The sequence below is a fragment of the Photobacterium sp. BZF1 genome (genome assembly GCF_014349205.1).
Taxonomy (GTDB): domain Bacteria; phylum Pseudomonadota; class Gammaproteobacteria; order Enterobacterales; family Vibrionaceae; genus Photobacterium.
The window spans coordinates 13,238-30,925 of sequence record NZ_JACSOF010000029.1 but is presented as its reverse complement, the minus strand read 5'-3'; the positions used below and the strand labels follow the sequence as shown (position 1 = coordinate 30,925).

Annotated in this window: 20 protein-coding genes; 11 read left to right on the top strand and 9 right to left on the bottom strand. The window is 51.2% G+C overall.

Going from position 1 to position 17,688, the window contains the following annotated elements; all coding sequences use genetic code 11:
* Nucleotides 1–122 precede the first annotated feature (122 nt).
* Nucleotides 123–770, top strand: a complete 648-nt coding sequence (gene lipB / locus BIZ37_RS08575) for a lipoyl(octanoyl) transferase LipB (protein ID WP_187461145.1) — start codon at nt 123–125, stop codon at nt 768–770.
* On the top strand, nt 767–1,738 hold the full coding sequence (gene lipA / locus BIZ37_RS08570; RefSeq protein WP_187461144.1) for a lipoyl synthase: 972 nt from the start codon (nt 767–769) through the stop codon (nt 1,736–1,738). Before lipB ends, lipA begins: the two co-directional genes overlap by 4 nt.
* A gap of 117 nt (nt 1,739–1,855) precedes the next feature.
* Here lipA and bamC read toward each other — a convergent pair whose 3' ends face one another.
* On the bottom strand, nt 1,856–2,884 hold the full coding sequence (gene bamC, locus BIZ37_RS08565) for an outer membrane protein assembly factor BamC (protein ID WP_187461143.1): 1,029 nt from the start codon (nt 2,882–2,884) through the stop codon (nt 1,856–1,858).
* A gap of 30 nt (nt 2,885–2,914) precedes the next feature.
* Nucleotides 2,915–3,796, bottom strand: coding sequence for a 4-hydroxy-tetrahydrodipicolinate synthase (gene dapA / locus BIZ37_RS08560; protein WP_107301001.1), 882 nt, complete (start codon nt 3,794–3,796; stop codon nt 2,915–2,917).
* Between the two features lie 313 nt (nt 3,797–4,109).
* Between dapA and BIZ37_RS08555 the strand changes: the two genes are divergently transcribed.
* Together BIZ37_RS08555 and bcp are read left to right on the top strand one after the other, a co-directional pair.
* On the top strand, nt 4,110–4,649 hold the full coding sequence (locus BIZ37_RS08555; RefSeq protein WP_187461142.1) for a glycine cleavage system protein R: 540 nt from the start codon (nt 4,110–4,112) through the stop codon (nt 4,647–4,649).
* Nucleotides 4,650–4,659: 10 nt separating this feature from the next.
* Complete coding sequence (bcp, locus tag BIZ37_RS08550) at nt 4,660–5,130, top strand: thioredoxin-dependent thiol peroxidase (protein WP_187461141.1); 471 nt, start codon at nt 4,660–4,662, stop codon at nt 5,128–5,130.
* A gap of 122 nt (nt 5,131–5,252) precedes the next feature.
* On the opposite strand, the gene BIZ37_RS08545 is transcribed toward bcp, so the two are convergent.
* The 3 genes from BIZ37_RS08545 to BIZ37_RS08535 form a co-directional block, all read right to left on the bottom strand.
* Nucleotides 5,253–6,002 carry a sugar nucleotide-binding protein gene (locus tag BIZ37_RS08545; protein ID WP_187461156.1) on the bottom strand — a complete coding sequence of 250 codons (750 nt, stop codon included), beginning with the start codon at nt 6,000–6,002 and terminating at the stop codon, nt 5,253–5,255.
* A gap of 222 nt (nt 6,003–6,224) precedes the next feature.
* Nucleotides 6,225–7,301: an AI-2E family transporter gene (locus BIZ37_RS08540; RefSeq protein WP_107300997.1), complete on the bottom strand. Its 1,077-nt coding sequence runs from the start codon at nt 7,299–7,301 to the stop codon at nt 6,225–6,227.
* 7 nt (nt 7,302–7,308) lie between these two features.
* On the bottom strand, nt 7,309–7,536 hold the full coding sequence (locus BIZ37_RS08535; RefSeq protein ID WP_187461140.1) for a sulfurtransferase TusA family protein: 228 nt from the start codon (nt 7,534–7,536) through the stop codon (nt 7,309–7,311).
* A gap of 183 nt (nt 7,537–7,719) precedes the next feature.
* On the opposite strand from BIZ37_RS08535, the gene BIZ37_RS08530 reads away from it, so the two are divergent.
* From BIZ37_RS08530 to BIZ37_RS08515, 4 genes are all read left to right on the top strand, one after another.
* On the top strand, nt 7,720–9,174 hold the full coding sequence (locus tag BIZ37_RS08530; protein WP_187461139.1) for a M48 family metalloprotease: 1,455 nt from the start codon (nt 7,720–7,722) through the stop codon (nt 9,172–9,174).
* Between the two features lie 130 nt (nt 9,175–9,304).
* Entirely contained in the window at nt 9,305–9,655 is a 351-nt protein-coding gene (gene arsC / locus BIZ37_RS08525; RefSeq protein WP_107301021.1) for an arsenate reductase (glutaredoxin), read from the top strand.
* A 15-nt stretch (nt 9,656–9,670) separates the two neighbouring features.
* On the top strand, nt 9,671–10,252 hold the full coding sequence (gene wrbA, locus BIZ37_RS08520) for an NAD(P)H:quinone oxidoreductase (RefSeq protein WP_187461138.1): 582 nt from the start codon (nt 9,671–9,673) through the stop codon (nt 10,250–10,252).
* 5 nt (nt 10,253–10,257) lie between these two features.
* Entirely contained in the window at nt 10,258–10,683 is a 426-nt protein-coding gene (locus BIZ37_RS08515; RefSeq protein WP_187461137.1) for a DUF2069 domain-containing protein, read from the top strand.
* Nucleotides 10,684–10,764: 81 nt separating this feature from the next.
* On the opposite strand, the gene BIZ37_RS08510 is transcribed toward BIZ37_RS08515, so the two are convergent.
* Nucleotides 10,765–12,021 carry a DUF2066 domain-containing protein gene (locus BIZ37_RS08510; protein WP_187461136.1) on the bottom strand — a complete coding sequence of 419 codons (1,257 nt, stop codon included), beginning with the start codon at nt 12,019–12,021 and terminating at the stop codon, nt 10,765–10,767.
* Between the two features lie 293 nt (nt 12,022–12,314).
* Between BIZ37_RS08510 and BIZ37_RS08505 the strand changes: the two genes are divergently transcribed.
* A complete protein-coding gene (locus BIZ37_RS08505) occupies nt 12,315–13,565 on the top strand; it encodes a uracil-xanthine permease family protein (RefSeq protein WP_107300991.1) in 1,251 nt (416 codons plus the stop codon).
* A 124-nt stretch (nt 13,566–13,689) separates the two neighbouring features.
* On the opposite strand, the gene upp is transcribed toward BIZ37_RS08505, so the two are convergent.
* Complete coding sequence (upp, locus tag BIZ37_RS08500) at nt 13,690–14,316, bottom strand: uracil phosphoribosyltransferase (RefSeq protein ID WP_044622620.1); 627 nt, start codon at nt 14,314–14,316, stop codon at nt 13,690–13,692.
* Between the two features lie 194 nt (nt 14,317–14,510).
* Between upp and purM the strand changes: the two genes are divergently transcribed.
* Nucleotides 14,511–15,551, top strand: coding sequence for a phosphoribosylformylglycinamidine cyclo-ligase (gene purM / locus BIZ37_RS08495; protein WP_187461135.1), 1,041 nt, complete (start codon nt 14,511–14,513; stop codon nt 15,549–15,551).
* Nucleotides 15,552–15,554: 3 nt separating this feature from the next.
* Entirely contained in the window at nt 15,555–16,199 is a 645-nt protein-coding gene (gene purN / locus BIZ37_RS08490) for a phosphoribosylglycinamide formyltransferase (protein WP_107300989.1), read from the top strand.
* Between the two features lie 75 nt (nt 16,200–16,274).
* Here the strand turns inward: purN and BIZ37_RS08485 are convergent, their stop codons facing one another.
* Nucleotides 16,275–17,054, bottom strand: coding sequence for a class II glutamine amidotransferase (locus BIZ37_RS08485; RefSeq protein ID WP_187461134.1), 780 nt, complete (start codon nt 17,052–17,054; stop codon nt 16,275–16,277).
* Nucleotides 17,055–17,099: 45 nt separating this feature from the next.
* The gene (gene lpcA / locus BIZ37_RS08480) at nt 17,100–17,678 is read right to left on the bottom strand and encodes a D-sedoheptulose 7-phosphate isomerase (RefSeq protein ID WP_107300987.1); all 579 of its coding nucleotides are present in this window, start codon (nt 17,676–17,678) and stop codon (nt 17,100–17,102) included.
* Between the last annotated feature and the right edge of the window lie 10 nt (nt 17,679–17,688).

Sequence of the window (17,688 nt, the reverse complement as noted above, 5' to 3'; positions counted from 1 at the left end):
ATCCCCTATAAAATTGGCGGCTGTAAATTCAGCCGCCAAGTTTTATAATACCAATCGGTATTGAACACCCATGCGGGGTGTCAGTTTTTCAGGCTTCGCCAAATGACTAAATGGGTGTGACATTGCAAGATAAGATTATAATTCGCAACCTCGGCCGCCAAGATTACCAACCAATCTGGCAGGCTATGCATAAGTTCACCGACGAACGTAGCCCGGAAACCACGGACGAAGTCTGGCTGGTTGAACACAACCCTGTGTTTACCCAAGGTCAGGCAGGCAAAGCCGAGCACCTGCTCAACACCGGGGATATCCCCGTGGTGCAAAGCGACCGTGGTGGTCAGGTTACCTATCACGGGCCAGGCCAACTCGTTGCCTATGTCCTTGTCGACCTGCGTCGAAAGAAAATGGGTGTGCGCGACCTCGTCACGCATATTGAAAATACAATTATCAAGACCCTTTCCCATTTCGGGATTGAGTCCAATGCCCGCCCTGATGCGCCGGGTGTCTATGTCTCCGGTCAGAAGATATGTTCACTTGGGCTACGGATCAGACGCGGCTGCTCTTTTCACGGTCTGGCACTCAATATCAATATGGATTTGGCTCCTTTCCTTCGCATCAACCCGTGCGGTTATGCAGGGATGGAAATGACGCAAACAGCGTTATTGAATGGGCCATCTGAACTAGCGGAAATTCAGCCTGTACTTGTAGAAGAGCTGGTCAACCTGCTCGATTACCAGAGCATTGAGTGGAAAACGGAAAGCAATTCATGAGTAAACCAATCAAAATTGAACAAGGTGTCAAATACCGTGATGCCGACAAGATGGCCCTGATCCCAACCCGTAATGTCGAGGTTGAGGAAGCGCCGAAGGAAGTACTGCGCAAGCCTGAGTGGATGAAGATCAAACTCCCAGCAGACAGCAAGCGTATCCAGGACATTAAGTCTGCGATGCGCAAGAACAAGCTGCACTCAGTGTGTGAAGAAGCCTCTTGCCCGAACTTGGCAGAGTGTTTCAACCACGGCACGGCAACCTTTATGATCCTCGGCGCGATTTGTACCCGTCGCTGCCCATTCTGTGACGTTGCCCACGGCCGCCCATTGCCGCCGAATGCCGAAGAGCCACAGCAGCTAGCCAAAACAATCGCAGACATGAAGCTACGCTACGTCGTAGTCACTTCTGTAGACCGTGATGACCTACGTGATGGCGGTGCCCAGCACTTCGCTGATTGTACTCGTGAAATTCGCGCTCTAAACCCAGAGATCAAAATCGAAACCTTGGTGCCTGATTTCCGTGGTCGTATGGATCGTGCGCTGGACATCTTGCGTGACAATCCGCCAGATGTATTCAACCACAACCTTGAAACCGCTCCTCGCCTATACCGCAAGGCTCGTCCTGGTGCAAATTACCAGTGGTCACTGGATCTGCTGAAAAAGTTCAAGGAAATGCACCCTGAAGTGCCGACCAAATCAGGTCTGATGATGGGTTTGGGTGAAACCAAAGAAGAGATCATCGATGTACTGAAAGATCTTCGTGCCCACGGTGTGACCATGCTGACACTGGGTCAATACCTAGCACCAAGCCGCCACCACCTACCGGTTGAGCGCTACGTGCCACCAGCTGAATTCGATGAGCTAAAAGAAATTGCCCTTGAACTTGGCTTTACCCATGCTGCATGTGGCCCATTCGTTCGCTCTTCTTACCATGCTGATATGCAGGCCAAAGGCGAAGAAGTGAAGTAAGCATAATATGACTGCCAAGTGCCTTCCCTACGGGGTACTTGGCAACATAGGCTTATTTAGCACATAAAAAAACGCAGCTGGACCAGCTGCGTTTTTAATTGCTATCTATTTTATGGCTTAGCCTTGGTTGGCTCGCTCGATAGCGGCTGCCATTACAGGTGCAAGGCTGTTCAACGCTTGCTCGGTCACAGGTTTGCCGTCGGTATCAGTAATATTGATAGACGTTCGGTTGCCCAAATCACCTAGCTGTAAATTATAAGCACGGTTTTCTAGTTCAATCGGCTGAGTGCCTAGATCTGCCCAGAATTCATCATCTGGCGATTTGAACTGTACCTCGACCACACCCTGCGAGCGGTTACGGCCTTCAACCGTGAAGCCAAGTTGGCCCAATACCTCTGGTAGACGTTCCCAGAACACGTTGTACGGTGCACGGGCAATAATCACCGGCAGACCGCTACGGTCCTGTCCCATAGAGATAGGGATCTGCTTGATCAACTCCTGAGCTCGTAAACGGGCCAGCTCTCGTTCCTGTTCATCGTAGCGAGATGTCACCAGGTTGGTCATCAGAATGCTGTAGCGCTCTTTGTTCTCAACGCTTACCGTTTGCTCGACACCACCTTCACGCCAATCAACCAACATGATCCGGTAGCTATAACGGCCACCATTGGCGGATTTTTCGATGCGATAGCGGCTACCGATTTCGGTATCCTCATCTTCGTTGTTCCAGCTGATCCAGTCAGTCTCAAGCACATCGGCACTCTGGCTTCTCAGGGCGATGTTCTGCTCGGCAATCAATTTACGGGTCACCGACCATACCTCGGTCAGATCTTCCTGCTTGACCATCACCAAGGTCACACCATCATCGTCCCGCAACGCTCGTGCACCTGGGATCAACGCCAGTACCTGTTGCGGCGGGCGGATATCAACCCCGGAGCCAATGGCACCCTGATACTCACCAGCCGGAATGTCGTAGTCACTGACCTGCCCTGACTGGGCATCGCTAGGCAATGTCCAGCTTTCCAACGGTTGGGTATTGAGGTAATTAAAATCCTGATTAGCCTGACGGCGACGTTCGGCGCCATCAGAACAACCAGCCAGTGTTACTACTGCAACGGCAGCCGCCACCAGCTTATACTTATAATTCATTACGCTTCTGCGCTCCTACGCTCTAGCAAATTACAGCAGTACGTTCGCATCCTTGAGTGCTTCGGCTACTACTGGTTGGGCAGATTCGCTCAGCTCTGTCAATGGCAGGCGAAGCGTACCATACGAGACAAGGCCAAGCTGATGAGCCGCCCATTTTACCGGGATAGGGTTGGATTCGACAAACAATTGCTTATGAAGTGGCATCAATCGTTGGTTGATATCAATGGCAGCATCCATCTGGCCTGACAGCGCCAATTTGAACATCTGTGACATATCGGCTGCTGCTACGTTAGCTGTGACTGAAATCACACCATGGCCACCTTCAGCAACGAAATCCAACCCTGTGGCATCATCACCGCTTAGTTGGATAAAATCATCGCCACAAAGTTCCCGGGTTTTCTGGACACGGGACAAATCAGCTGTCGCATCTTTAATACCGACGATGTTATCAATCTTCGCCAGTCGAGCCACGGTTTCTGGCAACAGGTCAACAGCAGTACGCCCAGGTACATTGTATAGGATCTGAGGCAGGTCGGTTGCTTCAGCAATCGCTTTGAAGTGCTGGTACAGGCCTTCTTGGGTTGGCTTGTTATAGTAAGGTGTGACGGTCAAACAACCCGCAACACCTGTGCCAGAAAAGAGTTTGCTAAAGGTGATGGCTTCATGCGTCGCATTGGCCCCGGTACCTGCAATGACCGGCACGCGGCCTTGTGCATATTCCAAGGTTTTCAATACCACCTTCACATGCTCGTCGACAGTCAGTGTGGCTGACTCGCCGGTTGTGCCGACTGCGACAATCGCATCGGTGCCTGCGGCAATGTGGTATTCTACAAGTGACGCCAAACTGGCGTAATCAACTTCACCGGCTTCGTCGAGCGGTGTAATTAGCGCTACCATGCTTCCTGAAAACATGTCCATCTCCCCTGAATAAATATATCCCTGGCCTCATCATGAATTTATGCTGGATAAGCGAATAATCAAGCGGCCAAGACAAACCATACTACTTTTCAGTAACAGTAAACTCAAGACAGAAGTATGTAAATCAGTGAAGGCTAACTCTTTGCCAACAGCTCACTTTTACATCTACTTTTTTGCTGCTAATAATGCGCGACAAATCACCGCCTGATTTGCAACCGTTCACTTTTTGCATCTTCAGGAGATATTCCTTTTCAGCTAACCGGTCTGTGCTAACATGCAGAAGGTATTCAAAATGTGATGTAAAAATATGGAACATTATCTCGTCGTAACAGCGGTTGGCACCGACCGCCCGGGCATCTCGGATGAAGTCACCCGGCTCATCACCCTTTGCAACTGCAACATCGTTGACAGCCGACTGGCCCTTTTCGGCCAAGAATTTACCCTGATCATGCTGCTGTCAGGCTCGGCCAATGCCATTTCTCGAGTTGAGTCCACCTTACCGCTAAAGGCCAGTGAGCATGACTTGCTGACAGTGATGAAACGCACTACCAAACACGAATACCGTCATTTTGCCTACACCGCTGACTTCCAAATAGAGGCCAATGACAGCCCAGGCTTGATTGAACAGTTCACCCGCTTCTTTGCCTCCAGGGCAATCGACATCGCTTCACTCAGCGCCCACACCCAGGAAAGCAAACAGGACGGCTCTCCCAATAGATTTCAGCTGCAGATCGGGACAAACCTGCCTGAAGGCTGTAACCTAATGACCTTACAAGAAGAATTTGAAGCACTTTGCCAAGACTTGGTCGTCAGCGGCAACGTGACTTTCGTCGGCCATAATCAATAAGGAATCCACTATGAAGACTTTGACCGCCGGTACGCCTGCGCCAGCCTTCACTCTGCAAAACCAAAATGACGAGCCTGTCAGCCTGGCTGACTTTAAAGGTAAGAAAGTCCTCGCTTACTTCTACCCGAAAGCCATGACTCCGGGTTGTACGGTTCAGGCTTGCGGCCTGCGTGATAGTAAAGCTGAGTTAGACGAATTCAATGTCGAAGTGCTGGGTATCAGTATCGATGCCGTCAAGCGCCTGCCAAAGTTTATCGAACGTGATAACCTCAACTTCACCCTGCTATCGGATGAAGACCATGCGGTTGCCGATCAGTTTGGTGTATGGGGCGAGAAGAAGTTCATGGGCAAAATCTATGATGGACTGCACCGCATCAGCTTCCTGATTGATGAAAACGGTGTGATTGAACATGTCTTCAACAAGTTCAAGACCAAAGATCACCATGAAGTTGTATTGGCTTACCTGAAAGAGAACAGCTAATCGTCCCTCTCTGGTGTCTATAACGAGCGCTACTTGCCCTATTGCAAGTGGCGCTTTTTTTATATTAGTCACTGTTTAGCTGAGTTCGAAAATGTGGCAAGTCAAACATTGCCAACTGAGTGTTAGGCGTTAAAGCGGGCGCTCAAAGGCGGCAAAGCTATTCGTTCATCTTTCAGGCGTTGATCATGGTGGTAATCTTCACTTGGAATGATTCGCCAACCTTTTTTGAAATGAGTATTGAGGGCGCAGACCAGTTCAAAGAAGCTCCAACGGTCCTTGGCATTACTGTCAAGATGATAAAGCCCGGCGTCATTCCGCTCTATCAATTGTAAAAAGGCGAATGCCGTATCTTCCATATGTGAGGTTGCGGGAAACCAACCCACACTTGCCCTGATAACCCCATGCTTATTGTTCTGTTGTTCTAGGTGAGCCAGCATATTATTGCCTCCCCCCCTTTCATGAAACTGCCAGCCAATCCGGGCAATCATTGCATTGGGGTTCACCTTCCAGATCGCATCTTCACAACGGATCTTATATTGCCCATATGCGTCTTTTGCATTCCTATCCTGAAAAATGCCGTAAGGGCCATCCTGTTCGCTATCAAAGACCATGGCGGTGCTGACAAATAGATAAGGAATATTTCGCCATGCACACCGCTGTGCAAGCCATCCTGCCCACTCTTCACTTCCCATCGCCATATGGCACACGGCATCAACACGAAGGCTTTGCCAGAACGACTCACTCCGCTCTTTATCTTCAGGAGATACATGGTGATGGTTCCACTCTATGACGTCCCAACCACGAAGTCTGAACTGCGCCGCCACTATAGGTCCAAGTGTTCCGGTTAATCCTGTCATTAAAACTGTTTTCATCACGTAGCACTGCCCTTGAAATAGCCCGTATCCAGTTAATCACAGCTAATATATTGCTCAATAAAATGCCTGTTATTCCCTTATGCTGGGCACACTTTGTAGCAGCAAAACGAACCCAATTGCGGTCTGCCTCCAGTTTTGTGCCGAAAATACTAGAACTGACAGATAACAAAAAGGCCGCTGCTGCGACCTTTGTGTGGATATCTATTTGAGGTGTACTCGCTATTCTTCGAGGTGCTCTTCTATTGGCGGCTCAGTGGCCGGCAGGGCATTCCATACAGCCTTGACCAAGGTCGCCAATGGGATAGCAAAGAATACGCCCCAGAAGCCCCACATGCCACCAAACACCAAGACTGCAACAATGATTGCCACCGGGTGCAAGTTAACCGCTTCAGAGAACAGGATTGGTACCAGTACGTTACCGTCCAGAGCCTGGATAATGCCGTAGGCCACCAGCAACCACCAGAACTCGGGGCTGATCCCCCATTGGAACAAACCTACCATCGCCACCGGCAGGGTGACCGCGGCTGCACCGATATACGGGATCAATACCGAGAAACCGACCAACACCCCGAGCAATACCGCATAACGCAGATCCATCAGTGCGAACGTGATGTAACTGACAATACCAACTATGAAGATTTCGGTGACCTTGCCACGAATATAGTTTGAGATCTGCTGGTTCATTTCTGCCCCAACCTTGCTGGTTAGGCGGCGGTTCTTTGGCAGCAGGCCACTGAGCATCTCTAGCATCTCTTCCTTGTCCTTAAGCAGGAAGAACACCAGCAAAGGGACCAAAATCAGGTAAACGGCCAGGGTGGCTAGGCTAACCAATGACGCCAACGATCCCTTCACGGCACTTTCACCCAACCCAAGCACCTTTTCTCTCAGGGTGACCATAAAGGTAGAGACTTGATGCGGCTGGACAAAATCAGGATAGCGATCAGGTAGGCTCGATACATATTCCTGCAGGCCATTGAACATATTCGGCACATCGGCAATCAAATTACCTACCTGATGCCAAATAGTTGGTACCAGGCCAAATACTGCCATCACCATTACACCGGCAAAAATCAGCAGTACCCCCATCACTGAAAGCGTTCTTGGTAGACCCAAGCGTGTCAGTTGCATCACCGGCCATTCAAGCAGGTAGGCAAGGACAATCGCCACCAGCAATGGCGCAATCAGGTTACCGAAGAAGTAGATCGTCAGGAAGCCACCCAACAGAATAGCTACCAAGCTCACGGCGTGGGGATCGGAAAATCGTCGCTTATACCAGCGAGTCAGCATATCCAGCATAAAATGTTTACTGCCTTTTGGTCACAATAATTTCAAGTACCTGTCGGTTGTCCAACTGTACATCAATAATAAAGCCATGGTTTGAGAGGTAGCGGGGAATATCCTGCCGTGCCCCTGTGTCAGTGATGTGAATTTCTAGCTTGTCGCCCACATTAAGCGCCTGGGCCGCCCTTTTTGCCAATAGCAATGCCATTGGGCAGCGTTCCGTCGTCAAATTAAGCAATACAGGTTCCATTCCGGTATACTGACAAATATCATCCATCAGGTTATTGTAAAGGACATTCGAACGACAAAAAAGAAACCTGTCAAAGGTTTCGCTGTCTGACCTTGGTGAAAAACAGCGTTATTCAGGAAAGATTTAGCCTCGCAGTAGTGCGAATGCAGGAACACGCAACAGAAGGCGGTATCAATTATTACTATGTTTCGATTTGCTAAGGCGCCAGCCTATCTTCTTATCAGTGCACTACTCGGCACTAGCATTGCGGCTCCGGCCAACGACTTGAGCAGCCTGCCCGACATAGGCACAGCTGCGGCAGCGACGCTCAGCATTGAAAAGGAAATAGAGTATGGTGACGCCTATATGCGAATGATCCGGGCCAGTATGCCAGTGATCAGCGACCCGCTCCTATCCGAATATATCAGTGATCTGGGCCACCGTTTGGTTGCCAACGCCAACGATGTCCGTACCCCGTTCAATTTCTTCATGATCCAGAACAGGCAAATCAATGCGTTCGCTTTCTTCGGCGGCCATGTGGCGATTCATTCCGGGTTGTTCCTCCATGCCAAGACCGAAAGTGAGTTAGCCTCGGTTGTTGCGCACGAAATCGCCCACGTCACCCAGCGCCACCTTGCCCGCAGTATGGAAGATCAGGCGAGGAAATCACCGGCCACATTGGCAGCACTAATTGGTTCCATGATGCTAGCCATTGCATCGCCGGAAGCGGGTATCGCAGCGATACATGCGACGACGGCGGCATCGGCGCAGGGCCAAATCAACTACACCCGTAGCAATGAAAAAGAAGCTGACCGGATCGGTATAGCCACTTTGTCCAAAGCCGGCTTTGATGTGCAGGCCATGCCACGTTTCTTTGGCCGTCTCGCTGACCAGTACCGCTATGTCAGTACGCCTCCACCAATGCTGCTGACCCACCCGTTGCCTGAATCGCGCATTACCGACAGCCGCAGCCGTGCCAACCAGTTCCCGGCCCGCCAGGTTGCAACCTCGAAACGCTACCAGTTGGCAAGGTCCCGGATCGTCGCCCGCTATGCCGGAATCGACAGCAACGCAGCCCTTGACTGGTTCGAACGCCAAGAAAAAAGAAGTAATGCCGTAACCAAGGATGCTATCGCCTACGGAAAGGCGCTGGTCTATATCGATTCAGAGCAATACGAGAAAGCCCATGCCTTGCTTGATCCGCTATTAGCCAAAGAGCCAAATAACCGTTTCTATATCGACTCGGCCACTGATCTCGATTTGCATCAGAAGAAATATGACCGTGCCATCAGCCGCTTAGAAGCAGCACAGAAGGCCAACCCTAACAACAAGGTATTGCGCCTGAATCTGGCCAATGCATTACAGGAAGCGGATCGCAACAATGAAAGTATCCCAATCCTAACCCGCTACACCTATGACAATCCGGAAGATCCTAACGGTTGGCACTTGTTAGCACAGGCACAGGCTGCCAATGGCCGCCGTGATGCGGAACTCGCAGCCAGGGCCGAATTGCTTGCCCTACGCGGGGCATGGGAAAAGGCTATCCAGATGTATATCCAGGCCAGCCAAATTGTTGAAGTCAATTCACTGGATCAGGCCCGCTATGATGCCCGGATAGATCAGCTGCGATTGGCCAGACAGCGCTTTGCCAATCTCTGATCGCGCTCTCAAAGAACCGGGAGCCTAGCATTCCTTCTTGATGACAGCTGTTCTACAATGGGGCAACATCATCAAAACAATTTGTAACCGGCGTGACCAACACGCCGGTTACCTTTTAGAAGGAAGTACCATGTCAGTCACCATTTACCACAACCCGCGTTGCTCAAAAAGCCGCCAAACCCTTGCGCTACTAGAAGAGAAAGGGATCACCCCAACCATCGTCAAATACCTCGATGACACCCCTTCAGCCGAGCAGATCCAAACCTTGTTGAGCCAGCTGGGCTACACCTCAGCTCGCGAGATGATGCGCACCAAAGAAGCCCTGTACAAAGAGCTGGAGCTTGGAGGCGCAGACATCACCGAGCAGCAACTGATTGATGCAATGGCGGCCAATCCGAAGCTGATTGAGCGCCCTATTGTCGTTAACGGTGACCGTGCAGCCATGGGCCGCCCACCAGAGCAAGTCCTAGACATCCTTTAATCTCTCGAGGCGCTTATGCATAGCATTCTCGTGTTGTATTACAGCCGCCACGGCTCCACTCGCCAGCTGGCGCGGCAAATTGCTCGTGGTATCGAGCAGGTTGCTGGCTGCGAGGCTGTATTGCGCACTGTCGCCGAGCTTGGCGCTGACGGCCAACTGCAGCTTGAAGCCACAGGTGATCCGCTAGTGACCAAAACCGACCTGCAGCAATGTGCAGGGCTGGCTCTCGGTAGCCCGGTCCGGTTTGGCAACATGGCCGCGCCGCTCAAGCATTTTATTGACTCAACCAGCGCCGAGTGGCTGAACGGTACCCTGATCGGCAAACCGGCTTGTGTGTTCACCGCCTCCTCGTCAATGCACGGGGGGCAGGAAACCACCCTGCAATCGATGATGCTGCCGCTGCTGCATCACGGCATGTTGATTGTCGGCCTGCCCTATTCAGAGCCGGCGTTGCATACAACCGGAACGGGAGGGACTCCTTACGGCCCTTCTCACCTCAACCATGAGCAATCGCGCCAGTTAAGTGCAGAAGAATGTGAATTGGCCCAAGCCTGTGGCAAACGCCTGGCGGAAACAACCTGCAAATTACAAGGATAGAAGTCATGACCGTCATGCAGAAAAAAACGCGCTTGCTACGCTATAGCGCCGTTTCCGCTAATCTAGGCCTATTGGCTTGGGTAGCCTTATGGCAGGCCAGCCTTTCCCCGCACCCACACCTCAATAACATGGTAATGGCGCTGGTCTGGATGGCTCCCTTGCTACTTCCGCTCAAGGGGATTTTGGCGGGCAAGCCTTATACCCATGCCTGGGCCAACTTCATCCTGATGTTCTATTTCCTCCATGCCCTGACCATCTTGTGGATCGATGACGGTGAGCGCTGGCTGGCACTGATTGAGTTATCGCTGACAACCGCAGCTTTCATAGCCAATATTTTGTTTGCCCGCCACCGTGGCAGGGAGTTGGGCCTCAAGCTGAAAAAGCTCTCCCAGGTTGAGAAAGAAGAAAGGGCCCGCCATGAGAGGCAATAGCGCTAGGCGTTGGACGTAAAAAACAAAACGGTGGCCAAGGCCACCGTTTTTAATGTCACAAGAATTTGCTTATGCTGCCGCTTACAGCGCAACAGGTGTTGACGCTGAATTCGACCAGCTAAAGACCGCAGCCTGTTTGGCAGGCTTAGCTTCGACCTGTGTATTCACAGCTTGTGGCTCACCATCCAATTGTTCGGTACCCGAAACATCCACCTCTGATGACTCGTCTCCCTCAGGGGCTGGCTGATCTGCTGGGGCCGGAGCCGAGATATCTGTTGCTCGCAGCATACCTTCTGGTTGTGGTGCTGGTTCATACTGCTCCGCCACTGGCGCAGTGACCGCTGATAGACGGCTGTCCTGACTCAGTTCACGCTGGAACACATCTTCAGTGCTTAGCAGTTGGACCGTAAACTCAACGCGGTCTCCCTGAATACGGTAAGCATTCACTCCGGCTACCGATGTCAGGTTGGTGATCAAGCGCTCCAAGGTAAAGAAATCTTTCGATGATTGGATATTCTCAACCACTACCGCCAACTGGCCGCTGGTATCGCCACCTAGCGGCACAGCATATTTGGCCCCCAGGATATCGGACACGCTATCGACCATCTGGCCAACCGTCGTCACCGTTTCACCGCTGTTACGGCCTTCGGATGGGGCTACCTGGTTACGGGCAAGCTGGTCGATATTTCCACTATATAACTGCCAATTCAGCGCAACTTGTTCGCCATCTTGCTGGCGGGCACGGACGACAAGCACGGCTTGTGGTTGGTAGCGCTGGCTTGCTGTCGCGATTGGTTGGGCAAAGCCACCCCAGATATCCGGAATGCTGATAGCCGTAACATCTTCAAAATCCCCGATAGGCATCATCACCGGCACACCGCGGCGGTCACCTTCACTCTGGATAAGCTTGGCCAAATCGTTATTTGACTGATCCCAGATAATGTTGCGGCTGCGGTTGGCGTCTTCTACCAGCCAAACCAACACACTCGGGCGCTGCTCACCCCAGAAGGTTGAGTTAGCCTGAGTCAGCAGGGTACGGATACGGTTGCGATCGAAAGTCAGCAGCAAGGTGCGCTGGCCATCTCGGTTGGCATAGCTGAACTGGCTGACGTATTGGCTACTGCTTCCCAGCGCCTTGGCAACGACTTCGTTCTCGACGATGTCACTCTGCCCTGATACCTTGATCAGTACCTGCTCTAGGGCCTGCTTCCTGGCTGCTTGCTCGGATTGGCGATCCGTATCAGGCAAGGCAACCTGCGCCTGATAAAGGTTTGTCACCGTGGCGGCCTTCAACGGCAAAGCCAAAAGTGCCAAGAAAAGTAATGCAATACGCAACATAAAGTACTCATTATCACTAAAGTTAATGCCCGATCATAAATTGAACATATCTTGCGGGGCAACTGCTACGAACACAAAAAAATCATTCAATTGTATTTTTCTGTTCCTAACTTTTTATAAGTCTTTGCTATATGACAATAATCAACGTCAATGTTCTGTAAGATTTCATTACATACATCACAAAATTATGCTGAGATCCTTTTTTGGCAAATTTTGCCGATTAGCCGTAGGTAAACGGTTGCCCCTGTGATAACATTCCGCGATTTTTTTTACAGACAGGGTGGAAATCAACCATGATGCAGATATTACAGGGTGCCCAAATGCTTTTCGTTGCATTTGGTGCATTGGTTCTGGTACCGCTTCTTACCGGGCTGGATCCTAACGTTGCCCTCTTCGGTGCCGGTATCGGTACCCTCCTCTTCCAAGTCATCACCAAACGCTCCGTCCCTATCTTCCTCGCCTCCTCTTTTGCTTTTATTGCCCCTATTATGTATGGCGTACAAACCTGGGGGATCCCTGCAACCATGGGTGGCCTAATGATGGCCGGTGTGATCTACGTTTGTATGGGTGCCATCATCAAGGTACGCGGCGTTGCGATTATCCATAAACTGCTACCACCAGTTGTAGTTGGCCCGGTGATCATGGTTATCGGCTTGGGTCTGGCACCAGCAGCGGTCAACATGGCGCTGGGTAAAACCGGTGACGGTGCAGTGCAGTTGGTCAACGGTGATGCTGCCTTGTGGATCTCTGCGATTTCACTGCTTGTGACCATTGGCTTCAGCGTCTTTGCCAAAGGCTTTTTCAAGCTTGTCCCGATTATGGCTGGTATTGTGGCAGGCTACTTGGTCAGCCTTGGTTTCGGCGTGGTTGACTTCACACCTGTGCAGCAGGCCGCTTGGTTAGCACTACCTAACTTCACTTTCCCTGAATTCAACATCAATGCCGTGCTGTTTATGATCCCAGTTGCCATTGCCCCGGCCGTTGAGCACGTTGGTGATATGCTGGCTATTTCTAACGTCACCGGTAAAGACTACCTGAAAAAACCAGGCCTGCACCGCACCATGGCGGGTGACGGGGTAGCAACGATGGCTGCTTCGATGTTCGGCGCGCCGCCGAACACCACTTACTCAGAGGTGACCGGTGCCGTAATGCTGACCAAAGCCTTCAATCCCGTGATCATGACCTATGCTGCTGTCACAGCGCTGGTTCTGGCGTTTGTCGGTAAGCTAGGTGCCGTGCTGCAAACCATCCCTGTGCCGGTTATGGGCGGTATTATGATCCTGCTGTTTGGCTCGATTGCCACCGTTGGCCTCAATACCCTGATCAAGAACCAAGTTGACTTGCACAAGGCTCGTAACCTGGTCATTGTAGCGGTAACACTGGTATTCGGTATCGGTGGTATGGCTTTCGGTATCGGCGAATTCAGCCTACAGGGCGTGAGCTTGTGCGGTATTGTGGCAATCCTACTGAACCTTATCTTGCCGGATGACCTTGGTGAGAACCATGTGGTCGATAATGCTCAAATGGAAGCGTCAGACAAGTAAACGATAAAACGTTAACCGGGTACCAGGTGTTAATGACCCCATACCCGGTTAGCCAAGGTATCGAGCACATAAAAAAAGCCGGATAACAATCCGGCTTTTTGTTTTTTCAGCGGTGCTTTAGACGTTATTTAGTACCGAAGATTTTGTCACCCGCATCGCCAAGACCCGGTACGATGTAGCCCTTGTCGTTTAGCTTCTCATCGATAGCGGCAGTGTATAGCTCGACATCTGGGTGTGCTTTCTCAAGCGCTGCAATACCTTCAGGCGCGGCAACCAACACTAGGACTTTGAACTGCTTACAGCCTTGCTCTTTCAGCAAGTCTAGAGTAGCAATCATAGAGCCGCCCGTTGCCAGCATAGGGTCAACAACCAGCGCGATACGCTCGTCGATGTTAGATGCTAGCTTGTTGAAGTAAGGAACTGGCTCAAGTGTTTCTTCGTCACGGTAGATACCAACCACACTGATACGGGCACTTGGCATATGCTCAAGTACACCGTCCATCATGCCTAGGCCGGCACGAAGAATTGGCACAACTGTTACTTTTTTACCTTTGATCTGATCAATTTCAACTGGACCATTCCAGCCTTCAATGGTAACTTTTTCTGTTTCGAAGTCTGAAGTCGCTTCATACGTCAGCAAGCTGCCAACTTCCGTTGCTAGTTCACGGAAACGCTTAGTGCTGATGTCACCTTCGCGCATAAGACCAATCTTATGTTTTACTAGTGGGTGTTTAACCTCAACGACTTTCATCTCTGACTCCTGGCAAATAAATTTCAAAAAATCGCACTATTATACACTAGACCATTTACGCTCTGGTAGGGGTGCAGCTGTTATTTGCTCAGGAAACACCCAGTGACAAATATTGACGCAAACGTTTTCCTTTCCGCCCTGACTGCTGTTATCATACCCCCGCTTTTTTACTTTAATACGTTGAGGAAACTCCTGTGAGCGGCAATAACTCTTCTCTTAGCTACAAAGATGCTGGTGTTGATATCGATGCAGGTAATGCATTAGTTGATCGTATTAAAGGGGTGGTAAAACGCACCCACCGTCCTGAAGTGATGGGCGGTATTGGCGGCTTTGGTGCATTGTGCAGCCTGCCGACCAAGTACAAAGAGCCAGTTTTGGTATCTGGTACAGACGGTGTTGGAACAAAACTGCGCCTGGCAATGGATCTGAACAAGCACGACACTATCGGTATCGATCTGGTTGCTATGTGTGTCAACGATTTGATCGTACAAGGTGCCGAGCCACTGTTCTTCCTTGATTACTACGCAACAGGCAAGCTGGACGTTGATACAGCAGCTGACGTGGTAGCCGGTATCGGTGAAGGTTGTATCCAGTCTGGCTGTGCACTAATCGGTGGCGAAACCGCTGAAATGCCTGGCATGTACCACGGCGAAGACTACGATGTTGCCGGCTTCTGTGTCGGTGTGGTTGAGAAAGCAGACATCATTGATGGCAGCAAAGTGGCAGAAGGCGATGCACTTATCGCTGTCGCTTCAAGCGGCCCACACTCGAACGGCTTTTCGCTGATCCGTAAGATCCTTGAGGTTTCAAATGCTGACCTAAGCCAGGAGCTAGAAGGCAAAGCCCTGTCTGAGCACCTACTAGAGCCAACTAAAATCTACGTTAAGTCGACCCTGAAGATGATGGAAAGCTGTGATGTTCACGCGATTTCCCACATCACAGGTGGTGGCTTCTGGGAGAACATCCCGCGCGTACTACCTGAAGGTGCCAAGGCAGTCGTTGATGGTAACAGCTGGCAATGGCCTGCTGTGTTCAACTGGCTACAACAAGCTGGTAACGTAGACACGTACGAGATGTACCGTACCTTCAACTGTGGTGTCGGTTTGGTGATTGCCCTGCCAAAAGAACAGGCAGAGCAAGCAATCAGCATCCTGAATGCCGAAGGCGAGCAAGCATGGCTACTGGGCCACATTGCTAACGCTAACGAAGGCGAAGAGCAGGTGGAGATCCTGTAAGCGATGAAGAATATCGTTGTTCTTATCTCAGGCAACGGCTCTAACCTTCAAGCGATGATTGATGCCTGCGAGTCAGGCATCATCAAGGACGCCCGCATCAGTGCGGTGTTGTCCAACAAGGCTGACGCTTACGGATTAGAGCGTGCCCGCCAAGCAGGCATTGATGCTCTGCATCTTTCTGCGGCTGACTATGCCGATCGTGCGGCTTTTGACCAAGCCATGGCCGAGCGCATTGACAGCTACCAGCCCGATCTTGTGATCCTCGCAGGCTTCATGCGCATCCTCAGCGGCGAATTTGTTCGCCACTATGAGGGGCGGATGCTTAATGTCCACCCTTCCCTGCTGCCGAAATACACTGGCCTTAATACCCACCAGCGGGCGATTGATGCCGGGGACAGCGAGCATGGTACCAGCGTCCATTTCGTTACTGAGGAACTCGACGGCGGTCCGGTGATCCTCCAGGCCAAGGTGCCAATCTTTGCCGGTGACGATGCCGAGGAAGTGATGGCACGCGTGCAGGAGCAGGAGCACCGTATCTACCCGATGGTTGCCAACTGGTGCCTGCAAGACCGTGTTGTAATGACAGACGGAAAAGCGGTTCTAGATGGGCTGATATTGCCCCTGTCCGGCTATGCGACCGATGAGTGATCGGGTTTGTTAGCAAACAGTACAGATACTAAAAACGCGACCTGAGGTCGCGTTTTTTATTTATCTGGCTTGATATTACAGCGTGCGGTTGAAGACCTGCTCGCCGAAGTGGAAAACATTGAACTCGCCAACTTCCATCTTGTGCCAACTTTCATCATTGGTCAGCGGTTGGGTGGCGATTACCGTCACGACATCGTTCGGCGTCGTCTCCTGATGGAAGTCAATGGTAACATCCTCATCAATCAGTGAGGCCTTGCCAAATGGTGCCCGGCGAGTGATCCAATGCAAATTGTTAGTGCAATAAGTTAGTACGTACTCACCATTACTCAATAACATGTTGTATACGCCCAGCCCACGTAGCTTGTCACAACTCTCCGCCAGTAGGTGATAGACGGCCTCCCAGTCATCCGGCGTATCCGGGAACCGGTCGTCTAGCTGCTTGAGCAGCCAGCAAAAAGCGATTTCACTGTCGGTATCCCCAACCGCCTTGAAGCGACCGGTATCCAGTTCGTCGTACCCCGTCAGTTGGCCGTTGTGGGCAAAGGTCCAGTACTGCCCCCATAACTCACGGGTAAACGGGTGGGTATTTTCCAAACTCACGCCGCCACGGTTTGCCTGCCGGATATGACTGACCACCGCACAACTCTTTATCGGGTATTCCTGTACCAACTCTGCAATACGCGATTTGCTGCTTGGGTTTGGGTCCTTGAAGGTCCTAAACCCCTTGCCCTCGTAAAAGGTAATCCCCCAGCCATCACTGTGCGGGCCAGTATTCCCGCCACGCTGCATCAAGCCGGTAAAACTAAAGCAAATATCTGTTGGCACATTGGCGCTCATGCCAAGTAATTCACACATAGTCCTTTATGCCCTTCCTCTGTTGCACCAGTCATCGAGACTGGATTATTCCGCCATTTCTTTTTCGATAAGCATGATCAAGATATGGATGATCTTGATATGTACTTCCTGGATACGATCAGCATAGCCGAAATGCGGCACGCGAATTTCCACATCAGCCAAGCCTGCCATCTTACCGCCGTCTTTACCAGTCAGGGCAATCACTTTCATCCCCTTGGCCTTGGCCGCTTCAATCGCTTTCAAGATATTACCGGAATTACCCGAGGTCGACAGGCCAAACAGAACATCACCCTGCGAACCGACCGCTTCAAGGTAGCGCGAAAAGACCGACTCATAGCCGAAGTCATTGCTCACACAAGACAGATGGCTCGGATCTGAAATCGCAATCCCCGGGTAGCCCGGACGGTTTTCACGGTAACGCCCCGTTAGCTCTTCGGCAAAATGCATCGCATCACAGTGAGATCCACCGTTACCACAAGACAACACCTTGCCACCTTGCTTAAACGACTCGGCCAGAAGTTTGGCAGCTGCTTCGATATCAGCAATATTCTTGTCATCGCTTAAAAAACGGTTGAGGACGTCTGCCGCTTCCGTCAACTCGGCGCGGATGGTGTCTTGATACATAGGACCTTCT

What these genes read in the sequence shown, in the direction of transcription:
- BIZ37_RS08510 (WP_187461136.1), bottom strand. Translation starts at nt 12,021, where the DNA reads ATGTTGCGTATTGCATTACTTTTCTTGGCACTTTTGGCTTTGCCGTTG.
- BIZ37_RS08535 (WP_187461140.1), bottom strand. Translation starts at nt 7,536, where the DNA reads ATGGAACCTGTATTGCTTAATTTGACGACGGAACGCTGCCCAATGGCA.
- bcp (WP_187461141.1), top strand. Translation starts at nt 4,660, where the DNA reads ATGAAGACTTTGACCGCCGGTACGCCTGCGCCAGCCTTCACTCTGCAA.
- purN (WP_107300989.1), top strand. Translation starts at nt 15,555, where the DNA reads ATGAAGAATATCGTTGTTCTTATCTCAGGCAACGGCTCTAACCTTCAA.
- lpcA (WP_107300987.1), bottom strand. Translation starts at nt 17,678, where the DNA reads ATGTATCAAGACACCATCCGCGCCGAGTTGACGGAAGCGGCAGACGTC.
- upp (WP_044622620.1), bottom strand. Translation starts at nt 14,316, where the DNA reads ATGAAAGTCGTTGAGGTTAAACACCCACTAGTAAAACATAAGATTGGT.
- arsC (WP_107301021.1), top strand. Translation starts at nt 9,305, where the DNA reads ATGTCAGTCACCATTTACCACAACCCGCGTTGCTCAAAAAGCCGCCAA.
- BIZ37_RS08545 (WP_187461156.1), bottom strand. Translation starts at nt 6,002, where the DNA reads ATGAAAACAGTTTTAATGACAGGATTAACCGGAACACTTGGACCTATA.
- BIZ37_RS08505 (WP_107300991.1), top strand. Translation starts at nt 12,315, where the DNA reads ATGATGCAGATATTACAGGGTGCCCAAATGCTTTTCGTTGCATTTGGT.
- BIZ37_RS08540 (WP_107300997.1), bottom strand. Translation starts at nt 7,301, where the DNA reads ATGCTGGATATGCTGACTCGCTGGTATAAGCGACGATTTTCCGATCCC.
- BIZ37_RS08485 (WP_187461134.1), bottom strand. Translation starts at nt 17,054, where the DNA reads ATGTGTGAATTACTTGGCATGAGCGCCAATGTGCCAACAGATATTTGC.
- bamC (WP_187461143.1), bottom strand. Translation starts at nt 2,884, where the DNA reads ATGAATTATAAGTATAAGCTGGTGGCGGCTGCCGTTGCAGTAGTAACA.
- BIZ37_RS08530 (WP_187461139.1), top strand. Translation starts at nt 7,720, where the DNA reads ATGTTTCGATTTGCTAAGGCGCCAGCCTATCTTCTTATCAGTGCACTA.
- BIZ37_RS08515 (WP_187461137.1), top strand. Translation starts at nt 10,258, where the DNA reads ATGACCGTCATGCAGAAAAAAACGCGCTTGCTACGCTATAGCGCCGTT.
- wrbA (WP_187461138.1), top strand. Translation starts at nt 9,671, where the DNA reads ATGCATAGCATTCTCGTGTTGTATTACAGCCGCCACGGCTCCACTCGC.
- dapA (WP_107301001.1), bottom strand. Translation starts at nt 3,796, where the DNA reads ATGTTTTCAGGAAGCATGGTAGCGCTAATTACACCGCTCGACGAAGCC.
- lipA (WP_187461144.1), top strand. Translation starts at nt 767, where the DNA reads ATGAGTAAACCAATCAAAATTGAACAAGGTGTCAAATACCGTGATGCC.
- BIZ37_RS08555 (WP_187461142.1), top strand. Translation starts at nt 4,110, where the DNA reads ATGGAACATTATCTCGTCGTAACAGCGGTTGGCACCGACCGCCCGGGC.